The sequence below is a fragment of the Flavobacterium sp. TR2 genome (genome assembly GCF_025252405.1).
GTDB lineage: Bacteria > Bacteroidota > Bacteroidia > Flavobacteriales > Flavobacteriaceae > Flavobacterium.
This window is the reverse complement of the sequence record NZ_CP104307.1, coordinates 2848780-2870887: the sequence shown is the minus strand read 5'-3', so window position 1 is coordinate 2870887 and position 22108 is coordinate 2848780. Positions and strand designations below refer to the sequence as shown.

The 22108-nt window shown below is 35.1% G+C and carries 20 protein-coding genes; 9 read left to right on the top strand and 11 right to left on the bottom strand.

Annotated elements, in window-relative coordinates; genetic code table 11:
• Positions 1 to 170 precede the first annotated feature (170 nt).
• Positions 171 to 1211 carry a PLP-dependent cysteine synthase family protein gene (locus N4T20_RS12670; RefSeq protein WP_125719571.1) on the bottom strand — a complete coding sequence of 347 codons (1041 nt, stop codon included), beginning with the start codon at positions 1209 to 1211 and terminating at the stop codon, positions 171 to 173.
• A gap of 71 nt (positions 1212 to 1282) precedes the next feature.
• Positions 1283 to 3418, bottom strand: coding sequence for a S9 family peptidase (locus N4T20_RS12665; RefSeq protein WP_260669508.1), 2136 nt, complete (start codon positions 3416 to 3418; stop codon positions 1283 to 1285).
• Positions 3419 to 3487: 69 nt separating this feature from the next.
• Here N4T20_RS12665 and N4T20_RS12660 point away from each other — a divergent pair, with 69 nt between their 5' ends.
• Positions 3488 to 3808 carry a YbaB/EbfC family nucleoid-associated protein gene (locus tag N4T20_RS12660; RefSeq protein WP_008462685.1) on the top strand — a complete coding sequence of 107 codons (321 nt, stop codon included), beginning with the start codon at positions 3488 to 3490 and terminating at the stop codon, positions 3806 to 3808.
• Between the two features lie 130 nt (positions 3809 to 3938).
• On the opposite strand, the gene N4T20_RS12655 is transcribed toward N4T20_RS12660, so the two are convergent.
• A complete protein-coding gene (locus N4T20_RS12655) occupies positions 3939 to 4958 on the bottom strand; it encodes a threonine aldolase family protein (protein WP_111366620.1) in 1020 nt (339 codons plus the stop codon).
• Positions 4959 to 5109: 151 nt separating this feature from the next.
• Here N4T20_RS12655 and prfB point away from each other — a divergent pair.
• The 8 genes from prfB (at position 5110) to hemN (ending at position 12923) form a co-directional block, all read left to right on the top strand.
• Positions 5110 to 6208 (top strand): peptide chain release factor 2 gene (prfB, locus tag N4T20_RS12650; protein WP_111366622.1). Its coding sequence is split into 2 segments (ribosomal slippage): positions 5110 to 5172 and positions 5174 to 6208, totalling 1098 coding nucleotides; the frame shifts between segments, so codons are not numbered across the junction.
• Positions 6209 to 6308: 100 nt separating this feature from the next.
• Entirely contained in the window at positions 6309 to 6755 is a 447-nt protein-coding gene (gene msrB / locus N4T20_RS12645) for a peptide-methionine (R)-S-oxide reductase MsrB (protein ID WP_260669507.1), read from the top strand.
• A gap of 329 nt (positions 6756 to 7084) precedes the next feature.
• Positions 7085 to 8083 (top strand): UDP-3-O-(3-hydroxymyristoyl)glucosamine N-acyltransferase, encoded by a 999-nt coding sequence (gene lpxD, locus N4T20_RS12640; RefSeq protein WP_260669506.1) that lies wholly within the window; start codon positions 7085 to 7087, stop codon positions 8081 to 8083.
• 154 nt (positions 8084 to 8237) lie between these two features.
• Positions 8238 to 9866, top strand: a complete 1629-nt coding sequence (locus N4T20_RS12635) for an acyl-CoA carboxylase subunit beta (protein ID WP_260669505.1) — start codon at positions 8238 to 8240, stop codon at positions 9864 to 9866.
• 123 nt (positions 9867 to 9989) lie between these two features.
• Positions 9990 to 10412, top strand: coding sequence for a DoxX family protein (locus tag N4T20_RS12630; RefSeq protein ID WP_260669504.1), 423 nt, complete (start codon positions 9990 to 9992; stop codon positions 10410 to 10412).
• 96 nt (positions 10413 to 10508) lie between these two features.
• Positions 10509 to 10856, top strand: coding sequence for a hypothetical protein (locus tag N4T20_RS12625; RefSeq protein WP_260669503.1), 348 nt, complete (start codon positions 10509 to 10511; stop codon positions 10854 to 10856).
• A 106-nt stretch (positions 10857 to 10962) separates the two neighbouring features.
• Positions 10963 to 11439, top strand: a complete 477-nt coding sequence (locus N4T20_RS12620) for a hypothetical protein (RefSeq protein WP_260669502.1) — start codon at positions 10963 to 10965, stop codon at positions 11437 to 11439.
• A gap of 119 nt (positions 11440 to 11558) precedes the next feature.
• A complete protein-coding gene (gene hemN / locus N4T20_RS12615; protein ID WP_260669501.1) occupies positions 11559 to 12923 on the top strand; it encodes an oxygen-independent coproporphyrinogen III oxidase in 1365 nt (454 codons plus the stop codon).
• Positions 12924 to 13032: 109 nt separating this feature from the next.
• Here hemN and N4T20_RS12610 read toward each other — a convergent pair whose 3' ends face one another.
• The 8 genes from N4T20_RS12610 to N4T20_RS12575 form a co-directional block, all read right to left on the bottom strand.
• Entirely contained in the window at positions 13033 to 13734 is a 702-nt protein-coding gene (locus N4T20_RS12610; RefSeq protein WP_260669500.1) for a sulfite exporter TauE/SafE family protein, read from the bottom strand.
• Positions 13735 to 13916: 182 nt separating this feature from the next.
• Positions 13917 to 14366, bottom strand: coding sequence for a FixH family protein (locus tag N4T20_RS12605; protein ID WP_260669499.1), 450 nt, complete (start codon positions 14364 to 14366; stop codon positions 13917 to 13919).
• A 101-nt stretch (positions 14367 to 14467) separates the two neighbouring features.
• Positions 14468 to 15886 (bottom strand): cytochrome c oxidase accessory protein CcoG, encoded by a 1419-nt coding sequence (gene ccoG, locus N4T20_RS12600; protein WP_260669498.1) that lies wholly within the window; start codon positions 15884 to 15886, stop codon positions 14468 to 14470.
• A gap of 10 nt (positions 15887 to 15896) precedes the next feature.
• Complete coding sequence (locus N4T20_RS12595) at positions 15897 to 16835, bottom strand: cbb3-type cytochrome c oxidase N-terminal domain-containing protein (protein ID WP_260669497.1); 939 nt, start codon at positions 16833 to 16835, stop codon at positions 15897 to 15899.
• Positions 16836 to 16837: 2 nt separating this feature from the next.
• On the bottom strand, positions 16838 to 17032 hold the full coding sequence (locus tag N4T20_RS12590) for a cbb3-type cytochrome oxidase subunit 3 (RefSeq protein ID WP_202001081.1): 195 nt from the start codon (positions 17030 to 17032) through the stop codon (positions 16838 to 16840).
• Positions 17033 to 17039: 7 nt separating this feature from the next.
• Complete coding sequence (gene ccoN / locus N4T20_RS12585; RefSeq protein WP_260669496.1) at positions 17040 to 19223, bottom strand: cytochrome-c oxidase, cbb3-type subunit I; 2184 nt, start codon at positions 19221 to 19223, stop codon at positions 17040 to 17042.
• Between the two features lie 2 nt (positions 19224 to 19225).
• Positions 19226 to 19417 (bottom strand): cbb3-type cytochrome oxidase assembly protein CcoS, encoded by a 192-nt coding sequence (ccoS, locus tag N4T20_RS12580; RefSeq protein ID WP_095930917.1) that lies wholly within the window; start codon positions 19415 to 19417, stop codon positions 19226 to 19228.
• A 115-nt stretch (positions 19418 to 19532) separates the two neighbouring features.
• Positions 19533 to 21920 carry a heavy metal translocating P-type ATPase metal-binding domain-containing protein gene (locus N4T20_RS12575; RefSeq protein WP_260669495.1) on the bottom strand — a complete coding sequence of 796 codons (2388 nt, stop codon included), beginning with the start codon at positions 21918 to 21920 and terminating at the stop codon, positions 19533 to 19535.
• Between the last annotated feature and the right edge of the window lie 188 nt (positions 21921 to 22108).

Below are 22108 nucleotides of genomic sequence, written 5' to 3'. Positions count from 1 at the left end.
AATAAATTATAATCAATAAAAATCATAATTTCTTACGTATAAATACAGCTTACTCAGCGAACCCATATTTTTTTTTACTTTTATAAAAATAAAATTTCCTAAAAAGCTAAATAAAAAAAACTCCATTCGAAAAATACGAATGGAGTTTTATATTTTGAAAAGTGCTATTGCTACTTTACGAATTCAATTTTTTGAGCTTCTTCTTCATTAACGCTATCAAAGAAGCCTTGCTCGTTCATCCAGTCATCACTGAATACTTTACTCATGTAACGAGAACCATGATCTGGAAAAATGGCAATAATATTACTGTCTTTTGTAAATTCGCCTTCTTCAGCATATTGTTTAATAGCCTGCATTACTGCTCCAGAAGTATATCCAACAAATAAACCTTCTTTTCTAGTGATTTCTCTTGCAGAGTGGGCACTTTCTTCGTCGGTTACTTTCATGAATTTATCAATAATATCAAAATCTGTAGCAGACGGGATTAAGTTTTTACCAAGACCTTCTATACGATAAGGGTAAATTTCTTTACTGTCAAACTCTTTTGTTTCGTGGTATTTTTTCAATACAGATCCAAAAGCATCAACTCCGAGGATTCTAATATTTGGATTTTTTTCTTTTAAGAATTTTGCAGTTCCAGAGATAGTCCCTCCTGTTCCGCTGCAAGCAATTAAGTGCGTGATTTGTCCTTTTGTTTGTTCCCAAATCTCTGGACCTGTAGTGTTGTAATGAGCATCAATATTTAATTGGTTAAAATATTGATTAATGTAGACAGAACCTTTTGTTTCTTCGTGCAAACGTTTTGCCACATTATAATAAGATCTTTCATCATCTGCAGAAACGTGAGCCGGACAGACATACACTTTGGCGCCTAAACTTCTCAACATATCGATTTTATCCTTAGATGATTTTGAGCTTACGGCTAATATACAGTTGTAACCTTTAATAATGCTTACCATTGCTAAACTAAATCCTGTATTACCAGATGTGGTTTCGATAATGGTATCTCCCGGAGAAAGAATTCCTTTTCTTTCGGCTTCTTCAATAATATATAACGCTATTCTATCTTTTGAGGAATGACCTGGGTTGAAAGCTTCTACCTTTGCGTAAAAATTTCCTTCTAACTCTTCGGTAATTTTATTTAGCTTAATAAGGGGGGTGTTTCCTATTAACTCTAAAACATTATTATAAGCAGTTATTTCTTCTTTCATAAAAAAATAGTTAATCAAAGGCCTTTTTAAATTAACCTTGATAGGTTGCAAATTTAACAAAAAATTTCTAATTAGCTTTTAATTTTTTCTAAATCTAATAAAAAACTAAATTCCTTTGCTAAGTCTTTTAAAGCCTCAAAACGTCCCGAAGCCCCGCCATGGCCTGCATCCATGTTGGTATCTAAAAACAAAAGTTTATTATTTGTTTTTAAATCTCTCAATTTCGCAACCCATTTAGCTGGCTCCCAATATTGTACCTGCGAATCATGCAATCCGGTAGACACATACATATTAGGATATTCCTGTGCTTTTACATTATCGTAAGGTGAATACGACAACATATAATCGTAATATTTTTTATTGTTTGGGTTACCCCATTCGTCATACTCTCCAGTTGTAAGCGGAATACTGTCATCCAGCATTGTGGTAATTACGTCTACAAAAGGCACCTGAGCGATAACGCCATTATATAATTCAGGAGCTTCATTTACGATTACTCCCATTAAAAGTCCGCCAGCAGATCCTCCTTCTGCATATAGATGTTCTGGAGAAGTAAACTTTTGATCTATTACAAATTTAGAGCAATCGATGAAATCTGTAAAGGTATTTTTCTTTTTTAACAGTTTTCCGTCCTCATACCATTGTCTCCCTAAGTCTTCTCCCCCACGTATATGAGCGATCGCGTAAACAAATCCGCGGTCTAGAAGCGACAATCTTGTTGAAGAAAAATAAGTATCCATAGTAATTCCGTACGAACCATATGCATATAACAACAGCGGATTTTTACCGTTTTTCTCCAATCCTTTTCTGTAAACCATCGAAATAGGGACTTTTACCCCATCTCTTGCAGTTGCCCAAACTCTTTCTTCTACATAATTCTCTTTATCAAACTTACCTCCTAAAACCTGCTGTTCTTTTAAGATTTCTTTGGTTTTGGTCTTCATATTAAAATCAATTACAGAAGACGGCGTTGCCAATGACTGGTAGCTATAACGCAAAATATCTGTATCAAAATCAACATTGGTTGTAGTGTATGCATTATAAGTCTCGCTGCCAAAAGGAAGATAATAATCTGGTTCGTCGCCCCAAGGCATGATTCTAATATGATTTAATCCGTTAGAGCGTTCTTCAACAACCAAATAGTTCTTAAAAATCTCGATGTCTTCCAACAAAACATCTTCTCTATGCGGAATAAGATCTACCCAGTTTTTCTTTCCTGTTTTGCCTTCTGGCGTTTTCATCAATTTAAAATTGGTCGCCTTATCTTTATTGGTCAAAACATAAAATGAATCTTCGTAGTGCGAAATGCTATATTCTAATCCGCGAACACGTGGCTGAAAAACCGTAAATTCTCCGTCGGGATTATTAGATTCCAAAATTCTGTATTCAGTCGTCAAAGTGCTTCCAGAACCAATAACAATATATTTTCTTGATTTTTCTTTGCTGATCGACACATTAAAAGTATCATCAACTTCATCATAAACCAAAACATCATTTTCTGAATCAGTGTTTAATTTATGCCTAAAAACTTTATCAGCTCTTAATGTCACTTGATCTTGCCTCACATAAAAAATAGTATTGTTATCATTTGCCCAAACAGAGGCTCCTGTAACATTTTCTATCTTGTCTGCTAAGATTTCGCCTGTTTCTAAATTTTTAATCTGGATCGTATAGATTCTTCTCCCAATACTATCTACTCCAAAACTGGCAAATTTATTATCTGGGCTGATGCTTAAACCGCCTAACTTGAAATAAGCATGACCTTTTGCCATTTCATTACAGTCAAAAAGAATTTCTTCATCTGCAGAAAGGCTTCCTTTTTTTCGAGCAAAAATTGGATAATCCTGCCCTGTTTCAAAACGAGTTATATAAAAATATCCGTTATAAAAATAAGGAACAGAAGAATCATCTTCTTTAATTCTTCCTTTCATTTCTTCAAACAGGCTGTCTTTTAAATCTTGAGTATGAGCGGTCATACTTTCGTAATAAGCATTCTCTTGATTTAGGTAGTCAATCACCTCTTGATTTTCTCTGTCATTAAGCCAGAAATAGTTATCAATCCTAGTTTCTTTATGTTTTTTTAATGTCTTTGGAATTATTTTAGCCTTTGGGGCCGATATATCATTTTGCATTGATTGAGCATTAATTTTTAAATATGAAGACGCAAAAATAGCACAAACCCAACAGAACAGAATTAATTTTTTCATAAAATATTCTATTGAATTAACACAGCAATATACTAATTTTGTCTGAAATAATTTAAAAGATCAACAAAAATGGATTTAATGGGAATGATGGGTAAACTTAAAGAAACCCAACAAAAAATTGAAGATACAAAAAAGCGTCTAGATACTGTTTTGATTGATGAACAAAGCGCTGACGGATTATTAAAAGTTACTATTACAGCAAGCAGAAAAATAAAATCTCTTTCTATTGACGATTCTCTTTTGGAAGATAAAGAGCAATTGGAAGATTACTTAATTGTAACGCTAAATAAAGCTATTGAAAAAGCTACAAGTGTAAACGAAAGAGAATTAGACGCTGTAGCCAGAATGGATATGCCTTCTATTCCTGGAATGGACAATTTGTTTAAATAAGGCACAAAGGTTTCTGAGATGCAAAGGTGCAAAGGTTTTGTTTCTTTGCCTCACAAAAAAAGAGGATGCTAAAGCATCCTCTTTTTTTTAGCCTTTGTTCCTCTGCACCTTTGCCTCTATGAACCTTTTTCTAAAACTTCAAAAGTGTTTCCAACACATAAGTATGCATTACTTCTTTGTAATCTAAATGTGTTACAATTCTAAGTTTGTTGTGTCCAAGAGAACTTATTAATATATTTTTCTGTTTTAATTTTTCTATTAGCAATTGATCGCTGTACCCTTCTGCAAGCGAAAAAATCAAGATATTTGTTTCTACGGGTTCAATAGACGCAATCCAAGGTTTTGTACTTAAGATTTTTGCAATTTCTTTTGCTCTGCGGTGATCTTCTGCCAGCCTTTCGATATTATGAGCCAAAGCATATAATCCAGCGGCTGCCAAATAACCTACTTGACGCATTCCTCCACCCAATATCTTTCTGATTCTCAACGCTCTGTGAATATCAGCTTTACTTCCAAGCAGCACAGATCCAATTGGAGCTCCTAATCCTTTAGACAAACAAACCGAAATAGTATCAAAAATAGCCCCAAATTCTCTAGGATTCTGTCTTTTAGCCACTAATGCATTCCAAATTCTTGCTCCATCTAAGTGAAACTTCAAATTATGGGCGTCGCAAACTTTTTTTATTTCTCTTAAATCTTCTAATTCATAACACGCACCGCCGCCTTTGTTGGTTGTATTTTCAACACAAACCAAACTTGTTAGCGGACTATGGTAAAACTCTGGATCGTTTATCGCCGCTTTAACTTGCGCTGCCGTTATCATGCCTCGATTTCCATCCAATAGACAGCAAGAAACGCCACTATTAAAAGAAACACCTCCTCCTTCATAATGGTAAACATGGGCATATTTATCAGCAATCAATTGTTCTCCAGGCTGTGTATGCAGTTTTATTGCAGTCTGGTTTGCCATAGTTCCAGACGGAAAGAAAAGACCAGCTTCCATACCAAAAAACTCTGCTGTTCTATTTTCCAATTCAATCACCGTTGGGTCCTGTTTGTATACATCATCGCCGACATGAGCGTTAAACATATACTGAAGCATCTCATAAGTAGGCTTTGTTATGGTATCGCTGATTAAATTTATTTCCATATTCTAAAAACTATATCTTATTTTTGTATGCAAAATTACGTATTACTTATAGTTATTCTCAGCAAGTTTTCATAAAATTTAACTCGCTGGTTTCTCTAGACCAAATTAACGTAATAATTCTAAAAAACATATAAAACCTAGTAATTAATTTATGACAACAGCCGAACAAGTAAAAGGTATTGTGGAGCGCCTTGGTGCGTTGAGGAGGTATCTTTGACGTTGATGCCAAGCTAATCGAAATTGCGAACGAAGAAGAAAAAACGTTTGCTCCTGATTTCTGGAACAATCCAAAAGAAGCAGAAAACATCGTAAAAAATCTTCGAAACAAGAAAAAATGGATTGAAGATTATGACAAAGCAGTCTCTCTTACAGAAGAATTACAGCTTGCTTATGATTTTTACAAAGAAGGAGAGCTTTCTGTAGACGAATTGGATGAACAATATAATGCTGCTCAAGCGCATATTGAAAACATCGAATTCAAAAATATGCTTTCTGACGAAGGAGACAGCTTAAGCGCTGTAGTACAGATTACAGCTGGTGCTGGTGGTACCGAAAGCTGTGACTGGGCAGGAATGCTCATGCGTATGTACATGATGTGGGGAGAAAGTTATGGCTATAAAATAAAAGAGCTTAACTTTCAGGAAGGTGACGTTGCCGGAATTAAAACCGTAACTTTAGAATTTGAAGGAGATTATTCTTTCGGATACTTAAAAGGAGAAAATGGGGTTCACCGTCTGGTTAGAATTTCACCTTTTGACAGTAACGCTAAGCGTCATACTTCTTTCGTATCTGTATATGTGTATCCGCTTGTAGATGATAGTATCGAAATCGACATTAATCCTGCCGATATCGAAATTACAACTTCTCGTTCGAGCGGCGCTGGAGGACAAAACGTAAATAAAGTTGAAACTAAAGTGCAGCTTGTCCATAAACCAACCGGAATTCAGATTCAGTGTTCTGAAACAAGGTCACAGCAAGACAACAGACAGCGTGCCATGCAAATGCTTCGATCTCAATTGTATGAAATCGAATTAAAGAAACAGCAAGCACAGCGTGCTGACATTGAAGCTGGAAAAATGAAAATCGAATGGGGTTCGCAGATTCGTAATTACGTAATGCAGCCTTATAAATTGGTTAAAGATGTTCGTACAGGCTACGAAACCAGCGATGTTGATGGCGTTATGAACGGAAATATCGATCCTTTCCTGAAAGCCTATCTGATGATGATGGGACAGAAAGAAGAAGAATAGTTGCCAGTATATAGTGTTCAGTTTTTTAGCGTTCAATCTCAGGAAACTTGAAACTTGAAACCTTAAACTTGAAACCTTAAACTTTAAAACGAAAAAAGTTATGATAAAATGGGCAGATGTAATTCATTTTACAAATAAAGGAAATCCAACTCCAGACAAAAGAGTGGAAAAAACGGAGGAAGAATGGAAACAAATTCTAAGTCCTGAAGAATTTCAGGTAACGCGTTTAAAAGGAACTGAAAGATCTTTTAGCTCAGAAATGTGCAGCTTATTTGAACCAGGAATTTATGAATGCAAATGCTGTGGCACTTTATTGTTTGACGCAAGCGAAAAGTTTGAGTCTGGCACAGGATGGCCATCATTCACACAACCTGTAAAAGAAAATGCAATTGCGTATCACGCCGACAAATCACACGGAATGATTCGTGTTGAGGTAGTCTGCAATACCTGCGATTCGCATTTAGGACACGTTTTTCCTGACGGACCGCCACCAAGCGGCTTGCGCTACTGTATCAATGCGGTTTCATTATCAAAAATCAAAGAATAATTCATTAAAAAGCGGTTCATTAAAATGAATCGCTTTTTTTTAATCTTCACTAAATAAATGATTTAACAAAATAAATGTAAGCTATGGCCTAACAATTATTTTTTTTATTTCCTCCATCTCAGTTTTCATTTATTTTAAACATGAACACAAGCAATTACTAATCAGCTCATTAAAAAAACTTCATTAAATTAATACTCAAAATGTTAATTTTGTAAAAATTACCGCATTATTTTAAACATTTATTAAGAAACGTAAAAAAATAATTAGGTAATTAAAATGTAATTCATTTTATTTGGCAAAAAAATAACCCAAGTCGATTAAAATTGTCAATGAGATCCTATTCAATTCAAGAAATTAATGAAGTTATAAATGGCGTAATTTACGGCAGCACTTCGCAAAGCATTACTGCAACAGAACAATTAGAAAAAGCAACAACGTCAGAGATTTCATTTATTGGAAACAAAAAATACGAAAAATATTGGTCAGCCTCAAATGCTTCAATTGCAGTTGTAAATGAAGATATTTCGATTGAACCAGGAGAAAATCGAGCTTTTATCAAAGTAAAAAATGCCGATTTAGCCATGTCTCAAATTTTAGCTCTTTTTGCTCCTCCCGCCCCAATCTTTCATAACAATATTCATAAAACAGCCACTATAGACGAAACGGCTATAATTAGCGAAGGCGTTAAAATTGGCGCTGGCTGCTACATTGGTCCAAAAGTTGAAATTGGCGCTCACACAGTAATTTATCCAAATGTGACCATTTTAGACGAATGTACAATTGGAAAAAACACAATCATCTGGTCTGGAACCGTTATTCGTGAACGTTGCCATATTGGCAGCGAATGCATCATTCATCCAAATGCAACAATTGGTGCAGATGGTTTTGGATTTCGCCCTTGCGAAGAAAATGGACTTGTAAAAATCCCTCAAATCGGCAATGTAATAATTGGAAATAGGGTTGAGATTGGCGCAAATACCTGTGTTGACCGTGGAAAATTTAGTTCAACTATTGTTGGAGACGGATGTAAAATTGACAATTTGGTCCAAATTGGCCATAATAGCAAGCTGGGCAAATTTTGCATAATGGCTGGAAATAGCGGCTTAGCAGGTTCGGTGACTTTAGGAAACGGAGTTATAATTGGCGGAAGCGCATCTATAAAAGACCACACCACTATTGGAGATGGTACTGTCATTGGTGCCGGATCTGGCGTCACTGGAGATGTTCCTGCGGGAAAAACAATGCTTGGTTATCCTGCCGTCGAAGCTCGCGATGCTTTAAAGCAATGGGCTATGCTTAAACAAATGGTCTGCAGTCCTAAAAAATAATTCAAATTAAAACTCATAAAAAAGAAACATCCGCCCAACGGATGTTTTTTTGCAACTTCACAATAATACTTTTTCTTAATTCGCAAAGCAACTCGATTATTTCAATTGATTTTGTAAATTAGCCAACACTATTTTATAAAATCAATATTTTACCATGGATTTAAACTTCAATAAAAACGAAGATCACAATAAATTACTTCTTTCCGAATTAAAACAAAAAATTGCCAAAGTCAAATTGGGCGGAGGCGAAAAAAGAATCGAAAAACTGCATTCTGAAGGCAAAATGACTGCTCGCGAAAGAATTGCTTATTTATTGGATGAAAATTCTAAAAGTATTGAAATTGGAGGTTTTGCAGGCGAAGGAATGTACCCAGAACACGGTGGCTGTCCATGTGGAGGCGTTGTGGTAAAGATTGGCTACATCAGAGGGAAACAATGCATTGTAGTGGCTAACGATGCTACCGTAAAAGCCGGTGCTTGGTTTCCGATAACAGGAAAGAAAAACCTTCGCGCTCAGGAAATCGCAATGGAAAACCGACTTCCAATCATCTATCTTGTGGATAGCGCAGGAGTGTATCTGCCAATGCAGGATGAAATTTTTCCAGATAAAGAGCATTTCGGCCGCATTTTTAGAAACAACGCCCAAATGAGCAGTATGGGAATTACTCAAATTGCTGCTGTAATGGGAAGCTGCGTTGCCGGTGGTGCGTACCTTCCAATTATGAGTGATGAAGCTTTAATCGTTGACAAAACAGGAAGTATTTTCCTTGCTGGAAGTTATCTGGTAAAAGCAGCCATTGGAGAAACAATTGACAACGAAACTTTGGGCGGCGCCACAACGCACTGCGAAATTTCTGGCGTTACCGATTATAAAGCTAAAGACGATAAAGATGCTTTAGATAAAATTAAAAATATTGTAGATAAAATTGGCGATTTTGATAAAGCTGGCTACAGCAGAATTAAAGCTGAAAAACCTGCATTAGATCCAAATGAGATTTATGGCATTCTTCCAAAAGCAAGAACTGAGCAATATGACATGATGGAAATCATCAAACGTTTGGTCGATAATTCAGAATTTGAAGCTTACAAAGATGGTTATGGACAATCTCTTATTACAGGCTATGCTAGAATAGACGGCTGGGCTATAGGAATTGTAGCCAATCAGAGAAAAGTGGTAAAAACCAAAAAAGGCGAAATGCAGTTTGGCGGTGTCATCTACTCTGACAGTGCCGACAAAGCTACCCGTTTTATTGCCAACTGCAATCAGAAAAAAATTCCGTTGGTATTTTTACAAGACGTTACGGGCTTTATGGTTGGTTCAAAATCAGAACATGGCGGCATTATAAAAGATGGCGCCAAAATGGTAAATGCGGTGAGTAATTCTGTTGTTCCAAAATTCACAGTTATTGTCGGAAATTCATATGGAGCAGGGAATTACGCCATGTGCGGAAAAGCCTATGACCCAAGATTAATATTTGCTTGGCCAAGTGCCGAACTGGCTGTAATGGGCGGAACTCAGGCTGCAAAAGTATTAGCGCAAATTGAAGCTTCTTCTCTTAAAGCAAAAGGAGAAACTGTCGATGAAGCAAAAGAAGCTGAATTATTCGATAAAATAAAAGCCCGTTACGACGCGCAGACTTCTCCTTATTATGCCGCATCGAGACTTTGGACAGATGCCATCATCGACCCGTTAGAAACGCGTAATTGGATTTCTATCGGTATTGAAGCTGCCAACCACGCTCCTATTCAAAAACCGTTCAATTTGGGAGTCATTCAAGTGTAGCGATTTAAGAATTCTCAACAAGACGTTAAATAAAAAGCAAAAAACTTATTTTCAAGGTGTTAAAAATAAATATCTGATTAAAAATTAGTAACTTAGTATTATAATTTTTAATCACACAACATCATGGAAAATGTAAAAAGTTTGAATAAATGGGCAAATTCGCACACTTATTTACCAGTTGATTTAGTACGTATTGTTTTGGGTGGATTTTTATTTATGAAAGGTGTCTCTTTCGTCACCAATGTTCAATACCTGCATGATTTGATTTCCCCGATTGATAAGTTTGGAGGAGGTATGTTTATGCTGCATTACATTGCTCCAGCCCACATGATTGGTGGTATAATGATTATTTTTGGGCTTTTGACCAGATGGGCAATCGCTGCTCAATTACCCATTTTATTTGGTGCTGTTCTTGTCAATTCTATGGGAAGAATGCACTCTGAAAGTTTAGTTTTAGCTATAATAGTTTTATTAGTCTGCATATTCTTCTTATTTTATGGAAGCGGCAAACACTCGGCAGATTATTATTTTAAAATGCAACAATAAGCTCATAAGTCCTCAATTACGTTGAGGACTTTTTTTGAGTGTTAATTAATTCTATAAAATTTCTTTAATTGCGTTTTATGACTTAAATTCGCCGACATGAATTGGATTCGTAAAACCGTTATTCTTATTACGCTTATACTTGCAGGACTGTTTGCCTATCAGGCGGACCAAGCTTCTGCACGTGTAATTGAAACGGAAAAATCCGATAGCAACTTCTGCAAAGATATTCCCGATTCGTCTGCATTTATACAGCCTCAAGGGAGTTATCAGTTTGCGGCAAATATCAAAACAAATCCTACTGGAATAATTAAATGTTTTGACAATCTTTTACCGCTAATCCCGCAGCATCAAACTGTTGCATTTACTACAGCATATACTAAACTCTTTACAACTCAAAGTAAAAAAGTTTTAGTCATACTCTATGCTTTCCATTTTTTCTGGTAAATAAATACTTGATTTTTCATTAGAAGATTTATTCTTCTGCAAGCACTGAACTGTTTTCAAACCGAGAACTGTTTTGCATATCATTTATTTATTATATTAAAACATTATGGAAACTACTACCACAATAATGGGAATTGTGATTTTAATTATTGTTGCTATCCCAATATATTTTTCTGCACGTTCATCTGCAGCAAGCAAATCGAGAATTTTAAACATAAAAAAAAGATTCAATCCAACCCATCCTGAGGATTTTGATTTAACAGAATCAATCAATAATAAGACTTTGACAATTGATCAGAAAAGCAATAAGTTTATTTTGATGAATTTCAATCCAAATCAGCAAGAATCAATATATGTCGATCTAAATACAATTGCTTCATGCAAACTCATTCCAACAACAGATGCTGGTTCTGACACTATTGTTAAAATTGACTTTGATTTTCAGGAAAAAGAAACTGGCAAAAAAATAATAATTCCATTCTATGATTTTGACGATGACCGCATCAAACAGATTAGCGTCTATCAAGATCATCAGTTTGCGAAAAAATGGCTTAAAATCATCCAAGATTCTATATCACGTTAGTTATTTAATTCAGAAAAGAGGTTCTATTTTAGGCCTCTTTTTTTTGCTCTTTACATGACATTTGTCATTTTATGTCTAGGCTTGAACTTTTAATTTTGATGTAAACTAAATCCGTCATTATGAAACTTTCTTTGACTCAAAAGTACAATGTCCCAGGTCCAAGATACACTAGTTACCCGACAGTTCCATATTGGAATGAAGCTGACTTTACATCCGAAAAATGGATTACTACTTTAAGGCAATCATTTTCTGAAAGCAATTCAAAAAACGGGATAAGTTTATACATCCACCTGCCTTTTTGTGAAAGTATGTGTACTTTCTGCGGATGCAACAAGCGCATTACAAAAAATCACTCAGTAGAAGAAAAATACATTCAGGCAGTTCTGAAAGAATGGAAAATGTATTGTGATCTGCTTCCCGAAAAACCTGTAATCAAAGAGATTCATTTAGGTGGCGGAACTCCAACATTCTTTTCAAAAGAAAATTTAGAATGTCTTATTAATGGAATTTTTAATTATGCTGTAAAGGCAGAAAATCACGAATTTAGTTTTGAAGGACACCCAAACAACACTACTCACGAACAGCTCAAAAAATTATACGATTTAGGCTTTCGCCGAGTGAGTTTTGGCGTGCAAGATTATGCTCCTACAGTTCAAAAAGCGATCAATAGAATCCAGCCTTTTCATAATGTTGCCAAAGTGACTTTTTGGGCAAAAGAAATTGGCTACACTTCAATTGGACATGACATTATTTTTGGACTTCCATTTCAAACTATTGAAGATGTGGTTGATACGGTAGAGAAAACTAATTCTCTAAAACCAGATAGATTAGCTTTTTACAGCTATGCGCACGTGCCTTGGATAAAAGGAAATGGACAACGTGGATTTAATGACGAGAACCTGCCAAAAGATGCAGAAAAGAGAAAACTGTACGAAATTGGCAAAAAACTTCTCATTCAAAATGGTTATCACGAAATTGGTATGGATCATTTCGCGTTAGCTGATGACAGCTTATACAAAGCCGCACATAATGGAAAACTGCATAGAAATTTTATGGGCTACAGCGCTTCCAAGACTCAAGTTATGATTGGCTTAGGTGTTTCTTCAATAAGCGACAGCTGGTATAGTTTTGCTCAAAACACCAAAAGTCTAGAAGAATATTACGAGATTTTAGCATCTGACAAACTTCCTGTTGTAAAAGGCCATATTTTAAACAATGAAGATCTTATTATTAGAAAACACATTTTGAATTTAACCTGCGAACTAGAAACTTCCTGGGCTGGAGAATCTTTAAATTTTGCCGAACTTCCTGAAGTATTAACTGCTCTAGAAGAATTAGAAAACGATAGCTTAATTATCATTGAAGACCATAAAATCAAGATTACCGAAGCTGGAAGACCTTTTGTCCGCAACATCTGTATGGCATTTGACTTGCATCTAAAAAGAAAGTCACCGGAAACAAATCTGTTTTCGATGACTGTATGATTTAAATTGAGATTAAACTCTTAGTATATTTTTTAATGCATAGAAATATTCTTTGGGAATGTTTCTATGTGTTGAAATATTTTTTTTTAATTAAAGAGATAAGCTTTTTCTAGTGGCAGTTTGGAGTCTGCTGCACAAATAAACTCATGTTCGACGGAGAAATATACGGAATTCCTAATCCTAATCCGCGAAGGATAAATAAAACACCAATTATTACCGCTACATACGGAATTGCTTTTTGGATTTTATTTCTGAAAGGCAATTTTAATAACGAGTTGACATAAACCACAACTGTCATTAATGGTATGGTTCCAATTCCGAATAAAAGCATATAAAGTACGCCAAGACTAGCACTTTGCATTGCAATTGCTCCAAACAAAGCTACATAAACCATTCCGCATGGCAGAAATCCGTTTAGAAGACCAATTGTAAACAGCGATTTATAGCTTTTGTTTTTAAACTGACTTCCCAGATTCGATTTAATTTTAGAAATGATTTTATAAACAGGTTTAGAAAAATTGTATTGGGCAAATTTTTTCTCTGGTATTAAAACTGCAACAATCATGATTACACCAATAATTATTGACATTTTCTGCTGCAATCCTGCTAGAAAAAAACCTCTTCCCAGTAATCCAAAAATCAATCCGATTGTTGAATAAGCTGTTAATCTGCCAAAATGATAAGTCATGATCTGCGTAGCTTTTTTAGCTTCATTTTGCCTATCTACAGGAAGCATCATGGCAATTGGTCCGCACATTCCAACGCAATGCAGACTACTGATTAGACCTAAAAAGAAAGCAGAGAATAACATTTTGTATGTCTTTATATTATTTTACCAAACTATTTAATATGTAGTCCCTACGGGACATTCTCATATTAATGCATATTATTTTCTACAAATCTTTTGCTCCTAGCGGAACCTTAAATCTTGTAGAGATTAATATATAATCCCTGTCTCGCAAGGGCGATATAATTTTCTGTCTTAACTTTTTATCAATTTACGTAAATAACCTCTTTAGTGAGATATTTTTTGCCTTCATACTGCCATTCCATATTCACATCCCAGCGTCCTTTTATTAACTTTTTCTGCGGAATAATGATTTCTGAATTGGTTAAAGCAATTTGAGTGTTAAAATCGAATTTTTTGTTTGAAGGTCTATACAATTGAATGTTTCCTTTCACTTTGTCGCTTTCAAATCCTGCAGGAAATGTTACAGCCACACCTTCTCCAGTATATTTGATTGATGGTTTGTGCTGCAAATCGTGTGCGTTTTGAATTCTTGCCATTTCTTCCTGAAAGTGCGTATCGTGTTTGTAGTATTCTTCGACAACCAAATCATTATCGTATTTAGAATTTGACTGTACTTCAAACACAAAATATAAAATAAAGGTCATAAACAATCCAAATGCAATGACGATACCTGTACCCCAATTAAATTTCATATTTGTAGATTTTATTTGTTATTTGTCAAATATGTTATCGCCTTTTTTTGTGTTTTTGCTTCACAAAATCTATTTTGTGGCGATTTCATAATACTATATTTTTAATTAAAACTTCGCGGTCCTAAGAAATTTGTAGTTGTTGTTTCTAAAAGTTCAGAACCATTATAAACTCCAATTTTTACTTTCGTCTTATCGCTTTCTAACAAAACTTCATCAATTTCAATAAATAATGTTCCTTGAGAAATTCCTTCTTTAGCTATTTTAAAATGCTTTTTGCCAACGTTTTTAATTTCTCCTTTCTGATCAATTAATTCGAAATGTATATCGTTGTAATCTTTCATTGTTTTGTTTACAATTTTATAGGTATAAACATTACTGATTTTTTCTCCATTATGCTGGAACAGCTGGCCAGGCAAGCGTAAAACTACTGCTTGAACATCTGTTCTTAAAAACAGCATTCCAACAAAAATACTCAATAAAATGAAGAGAACAGCTGTATATCCTTTCATTCGTGCTGTAAACTTAAAAGGTTCTTTTTTGGCAATTTCGTCTTCAGAAGCGTATCGAATAAGACCTTTTGGCAATCCTACAGATTCCATAATATGATCGCATTCGTCTATACAAGCTGTACAGTTTGTACATTCTAGCTGTGTTCCGTTTCTAATGTCAATTCCCATAGGGCAAACATGAACACATTGAAGACAATCGATGCAATCTCCTTTTCCGGTTAAGGCTCTATCTTCATTTTTTTTGAATTTTGCACGTCCCTCTTCTTTTTCTCCACGCACAAAATCGTAGGCAACATTTATAGATTTATTGTCTAAAAGAACACCTTGAAGTCTTCCGTAAGGACAGGCGATAATACAAACTTGTTCGCGAAACCATACAAAAACGAAATAGAAAACGCTCGTAAAGATAAGCAGTGCTATAAAATTGCTTGCTTGTTTTACTGGACCTTGCTCAATCATTAAGAATAATGCATCGCTTCCTACCAAGTAAGCAAGGAAAACATTAGCAATAAGGAAAGAGATTAAGAAAAATATAGTCCATTTTAAAACTCTTTTTCTAATTTTCTCGCCATTCCATTCTTGTTTTGCCAAACGACTCTGAGAACCTCGGTCCCCATCGATCCAATATTCTATGCGACGGAAAACCATTTCTAAGAAAATAGTCTGCGGGCAGATCCAGCCACAAAATATCCTTCCAAAAACTACGGTAAACAAAATTATAAAGACAACGCCTACAAGCATTGAAATTACGAAGAGATAAAAATCCTGAGGCCAAAAAGGGAATCCAAAAATATTAAAACGACGTTCTAAGATATTGAACATCATGAACTGATTCCCATTAACCTTAATAAATGGATTTATGAATAAAATTGCCAATAAAACATAACTGACAATTTTCCTATAATCATAAAATTTACCAGACGGTTTTTTAGGAAATATAAATTTTCGTTTACCACCTTCATCTATTGTTCCAATGGTATTTCTAAAAGCTTCGTCTGGTAAATTTGACATGATATTCTAATTATTTTTTAACTTCTGTGGTATCTTTTGTGGTTGCGGCAGCAGCATCGGTTTTAGGGGCACTATCGTCTACCCAAACTTCTCCTTCTGCTTCTTTTGGATCTTTAGGATTACTTCCTTGTAGAGATAGAATATAACTCGCCACTTTTTGTATTTCTTTTGGTTTAAGGGTTCCTTTCCAGGCAATCATCCCTTTTCCATCTCTACCGCCATTTGTAATGGTGTGGAATAGATTTTTGATTCCTCCTCCTAAAATCCATTTATCATCTGTAAGGTTTGGTCCGATCTGTCCTCCTGCATCTGCACGGTGGCAAGCAGCGCAATTGGTCGTAAAAATTTCTTTTCCTGCTGCTAAACTTGGTTCATCAGTAAGCAGAACAACTGTTTTTTCATCCATTAGATCTGGAGCAGTTTTCATGTATTCTTCAACATCAATTTTTGCTTGCGCCATTTCTTTTTTCAGCTCCATTTCTTGATCATCGGCTCCTAAAACATCATAACGAACCACATAAATTACTCCAAAAATGATACAGATGTAGAATAAATATACCCACCATGGTGGCAAATTATTATCTAGCTCTTTGATTCCGTCATAATCATGATCCATTAACAAGTCGGCTTCTCTTTCAATTGGCTCTGTTTTAGTCAATTTGTGCATTAGGTTTTTAAACCAAGTGCTTTCTTTAAAGCTTAAACTTTCTTCAAGTTCTCTTTGTGCTTTTTCTTCAGGCGATAGTAATTGATACATCACTCGATTTACAGCGCTAAGCGTAATTTCGATAGCAATCAGAATAAACAAAAAGACAAATAAAAAGAGCGATACCATAGGATATTTTATAAAAGCCGGCTTATCGCCCGAGTCTATAAAAAATTCCATCAAAGCAAATACGATGAAGAAAATCAGCGGTACTCTAACATATACTGGGAAAAACTTTTTCATTTTTATCTATCTTTTGTGATTACACTAAGTCCTTCATCTAAAGGTATATTACTCATTTCTTGAATTTTTTCTTTTCTGTAAGAGAACACCCAAATGCCTAATCCTACGAAGAATAAGAAGAAAATTAAGAGGGAAATAATCGGGTAAATTTCTATACCCGATATCGTTTCCATATTGTGTTTTATCTGTTCAAACATAATGCTGCTATTTAGTTTCTTTTACTTTAATATCAGTACCAAGTCTTTGAATATAAGCGATCAAAGCAACGATTTCTCTTTCGTTCATCGGAATGAATTTCTCGCCTTTTGCTTCAGCTTTTTTACGGCTGTCTTCGTAACTCTTAACAAAATCAGGATCGCTTTCTAAGCTTTTCTCTATCTTAACTGCCTGCTCTCTTAACGTTTTCTGTGCATTTGCAACATCTTCTTGAGAATATGGCACACCTAATGAAATCATGGCCTGCATTTTCTTTTGAGTCAATGAAATGTCCATCGGTTTGTTATCAAACAGCCATTTGTAACCTGGCATAATTGATCCTGCAGATGTACTTTGCGGATTCCACATATGGTTAAAATGCCAATTATCATTGTATTTGCCACCTACTCTCAATAAGTCTGGCCCTGTACGTTTTGATCCCCACAAGAATGGGTGATCGTAAACAAATTCTCCTGCTTTTGACTGAACTCCATAACGCTCCACTTCACTTCTAAATGGACGTACTGATTGCGAGTGGCATCCTACACAACCTTCTCTGATATACAAGTCACGTCCTTCAAGTTCTAAAGGCGTATAAGGTTTTACGCTTGAAATGGTAGGAATATTTGATTTTACCATAATCGTTGGAACAATCTGAATGATACCTCCAATTAAAATTGCAATTGTAGCTAGAATAGTTAGCTGAATTGGTTTTCTCTCTAACCAAGAGTGGAATTTTTCTCCACTTAATCTACCACTTTTTATTGTTTGCAATGCTGGAGCCTGAGCCAATTCATCTTCGATTGTATTACCAGCTTTTACTGTCATAATGATATTATAAACCAATGTCAGCATTCCTACTAGATACAAAGTACCACCGATAGCTCTCATCCAATACATTGGCATAATAGCAGTTACTGTTTCAAGAAAGTTTCCATAAGTTAAAGTACCGTCTGGATTAAACTGTTTCCACATAGATGCTTGCTGGAAACCTGCCACATATAATGGAATTGTATAAACGATAATACCTAAAGTGCCAATCCAGAAATGGAAGTTTGCTAATTTCTTAGAGAACAACTCCGATTTTGTCATTCTTGGAATCAGCCAATAGATAATACCAAACGACATGAAACCATTCCAAGCCAAAGCCCCTACGTGAACGTGCGCTACGATCCAGTCTGTATAGTGCGCAATAGCATTTACATTTTTTAAAGATAGCATCGGCCCTTCAAAAGTTGCCATACCATAACCTGTAATTGCTACTACGAAGAATTTTAAAACTGGCTCTTCACGAACTTTATCCCAAGCTCCTCTTAATGTAAGAAGACCGTTGATCATACCTCCCCAAGACGGAGCAATTAGCATAACTGAGAATGCAACCCCAAGATTCTGAGCCCAGTTTGGCAATGCAGAATACAATAAGTGGTGTGGCCCAGCCCAGATATATATAAAGATTAAAGACCAAAAGTGAATAATAGATAATCTATAAGAGTAAACAGGTCTGTTTGCTATTTTTGGAACGAAATAATACATTAATCCTAAGAACGGAGTTGTAAGGAAGAATGCCACCGCGTTGTGCCCGTACCACCATTGTACAAGCGCATCTTGAACACCTGCATATACTGAGTAGCTTTTTAAACCTGAAACTGGAATTTCTATATTGTTAAAGATATGCAACACCGCTACTGTTACAAATGTGGCTAGATAAAACCAGATTGCAACATACAGGTGACGCTCTCTACGACGCAGCATGGTTCCAATCATATTAATTCCCATTACAACCCAAATTAAAGCGATTGTAATATCAATTGGCCACTCCAACTCTGCATATTCTTTAGAAGAAGTATAACCTAGAGGAAGTGTAATTGCGGCAGCCACAATAATCAACTGCCACCCCCAGAAGTGAAGATTGCTAAGAAAATCACTAAACATTCTGGCTTTTAATAATCGTTGCAGCGAGTAATACATACCGGCAAAAAAGGCATTACCCACAAAGGCAAAAATTACCGCATTGGTGTGCAACGGTCTTAGACGTCCGTAACTCAGCCACGAAATCCCATCTGTAAGGTTGGGAAAAAGGTACATTACCGCCAGGGTAAGCCCCACTAACATACCTACAACTCCAAAAAGAATTGTGGCATAAATGAATTTTTTTACAATTTTGTTGTCGTAATAAAACTGTTCCATTTCCATAATTATACTTGTTTTTCTTCGATTGGTGAATTATTATTTTGGGAATTAATTTTTGTTTCGTCATCAAAAAGAATTCTGACTGAAGGAGTATAATCATCATCGTACTGTCCAGATTTGACAGCCGCAATAAAGGCAATAAAGAAACAGATTGCCACAAAAATACTTACTGAAATTAAAAGATAAATAACACTCATACCTTAGATTTATATTAACAAAATTACTTCGTTAAGGGCGCATAAAATATGATAATTATCATAGAGAAAAGAATATGTTAAATTTAATAAAATATATTCTTTAAATAATTTATAATCATTCTAAATTTCTGTTACTGAAATAGTTAGACATAAAAGTCACAAAACTCACAATGGTAATTGTACTCAATGGCATGATGATCGCAGCAACCAGCGGAAGAAGATTTCCTGTAACCGCAAAAGCAAGCCCAACAACGTTATAAAGCAATGACAAAGCAAAACTCATTTTTATGATCAAAATGGCTTTATGGGAAAGTTTTAAAAAGTAATTGAGGCGCGAAAATTCTGCTGCGTCTAAGATTGCATCACAAGCAGGCGAAAAGACATTCACATTTTCAGATATGGAAACCCCAACATTACTTTGAGCGAGCGCTCCAGCATCATTGAGTCCATCACCGACCATCATTACATTTTGTCCTTTTTCCTGAAGCTTTTTTATATATTCGAGCTTTTGCTCTGGCTTTTGATTGAATATCAATTCGGTGCCTTTTGGCAAAATGGCTTCTAAATTTAATCTTTCGCCATCATTATCGCCAGAGAGCACTTTGATTTGGTAATCTTTGCTCAGCTTTGCAAAAAGCGCTTCTAAACCTTCTCGATATTGATTCTGGAAAGTAAATTTTCCAAAATAAATGCCTCCTATCTTAATGTGTAATGCTGTTTTTTCAATTTCCGAACCATCTGCAACTATATCATCTACGAATTGTCCAGAACCAACTTTAATTTCTTTATTTTCAGCAATTGCCAAAATTCCTTTTCCTGTAATTTCCTGAAAGTCTTCTATATTGATGCGTTTTGCTTCAGGCAGAAAATCATAAAGCATTCGGCTTAACGGATGATTTGAGCCTCTCAATACATTTTTAATCAATACAATATCTGAATCTGAAATAGGGTTTCCTTCATACATTATATTAGATTTTTTGTTGGTTGTAATGGTTCCTGTTTTATCAAAAACAATAGTATCAACTTTGGCAAGCTGCTCAATTACAATAGCATTTTTTAAATAAAATTTCTTTTTGCCCAAAATTCGCAATATGTTTCCAAAAGTAAAAGGAGCAGTTAGAGCCAATGCGCACGGACAAGCAACGATCAATACTGCCGTAAAAACGTTAAAAGCAATATTGGCATCTATAAAAATCCAATAGCCAAAACCAGCAAATGCAATGAGCAATAAAATGGGGGTAAAATATCGACTTATTGCATCTGTTATGGTTTTGTGTTTTTGGTCTACTTTTTTCTGAAAAATTTCGTTGCTCCATAATTGGGTTAAGTAACTTTGAGAAACAGAATTCAACACTTCCATTTCTATGACTTTACCAATCTGTTTTCCTCCTGCAAAGACTTTATCTCCAGATTTCTTGGTAATTGGCACCGCCTCTCCAGTAACAAAACTATAATCAATTTCTGCGCTTTCGCTAATGAGAATTCCGTCAACAGGAATAAGCTCCTGATTTCTTATTAGCAATCGGTCTCCCTTTAATACGTCATAAATCGCAACATTTTCTTCTGATGCATTTTTATTGATTTTTGTAACGGCAATCGGGAAATAGGATTTAAAATCTCTTTCGAAACTTAAAAAACTATAAGTTTTAGTTTGAAACATTTTACCGAGAAGCATAAAGAATACTAAACTGGCCAAACTGTCAAAAAAACCAGGACCGTGATCCATGACCATATCATAGGTGCTGCGCACAAACATCACGATAATTCCTAAAGCGATCGGAATATCAATATTGAGCATTCTGGTTTTAATACTATGATACGCAGAAACATAATATCCGCTTGCCGAATACAAGAAGCTTGGTAAGGCTAAAAGAAAAATAAGCAGTCTGAAAAACGGTTTGTAGCTATCGAGCCAGAATTCTTTCATTTCGAAATATTCTGGAAATGAAAGCAGCATAATATTCCCAAAGCAAAAAAAAGCAACACCCAATTTATAGGTTAGACTTCTGTCTACTTTTGCTTTTGCAGTTCCATAATTTTCTAAACTAATATAGGGCTCATAGCCTATCGAACTTAAGAGATATACGATTTCTTTTAAAGAGACCACATCAGAATTAAAGGTAATTCTAACTTTCTTTTCGTGAAAATTAACTTGAGAAATGCTAATTCCGGGCTGAAGACGATTTAGGTTTTCTAAAATCCAGATGCAAGAACTGCAATGGATATGCGGAATATTCAACGAAGCAATTGAAGTGTTTCCTTCCTGAAATTCCAAAACCTTTGCCAATATAGCTTCATTGTCCAAAAAATCATATTTCCCTTTGATATCTTGCGGTGTGGCTCCAGGAGACTTTTCAAAATCATAATAAGATGTCAGGTCGTTGCTACTGAAAATTTCGTAAACTGTTTTACAGCCAGTACAACAAAACTTTTTATCATCAAAATCAATTTCTTCATTTTGTTCAATAGTCAAACCACAATGAAAACAGCTTTGCTCCCTCATAAACTTGTTTTTATTTGTCACAAATTTCCAATTAAAGCACAATTATTAAGATGATAATTGTCATATTATTTTGAAATTGGAATACTAAATTTATAAAATAAAAAGCTCAAAAGAGCGCTGACCCTAATTTATAATAAATTTACCTTATAATGATGGTTAAAACCCCTAAATATCCTTATTTTTGCAGC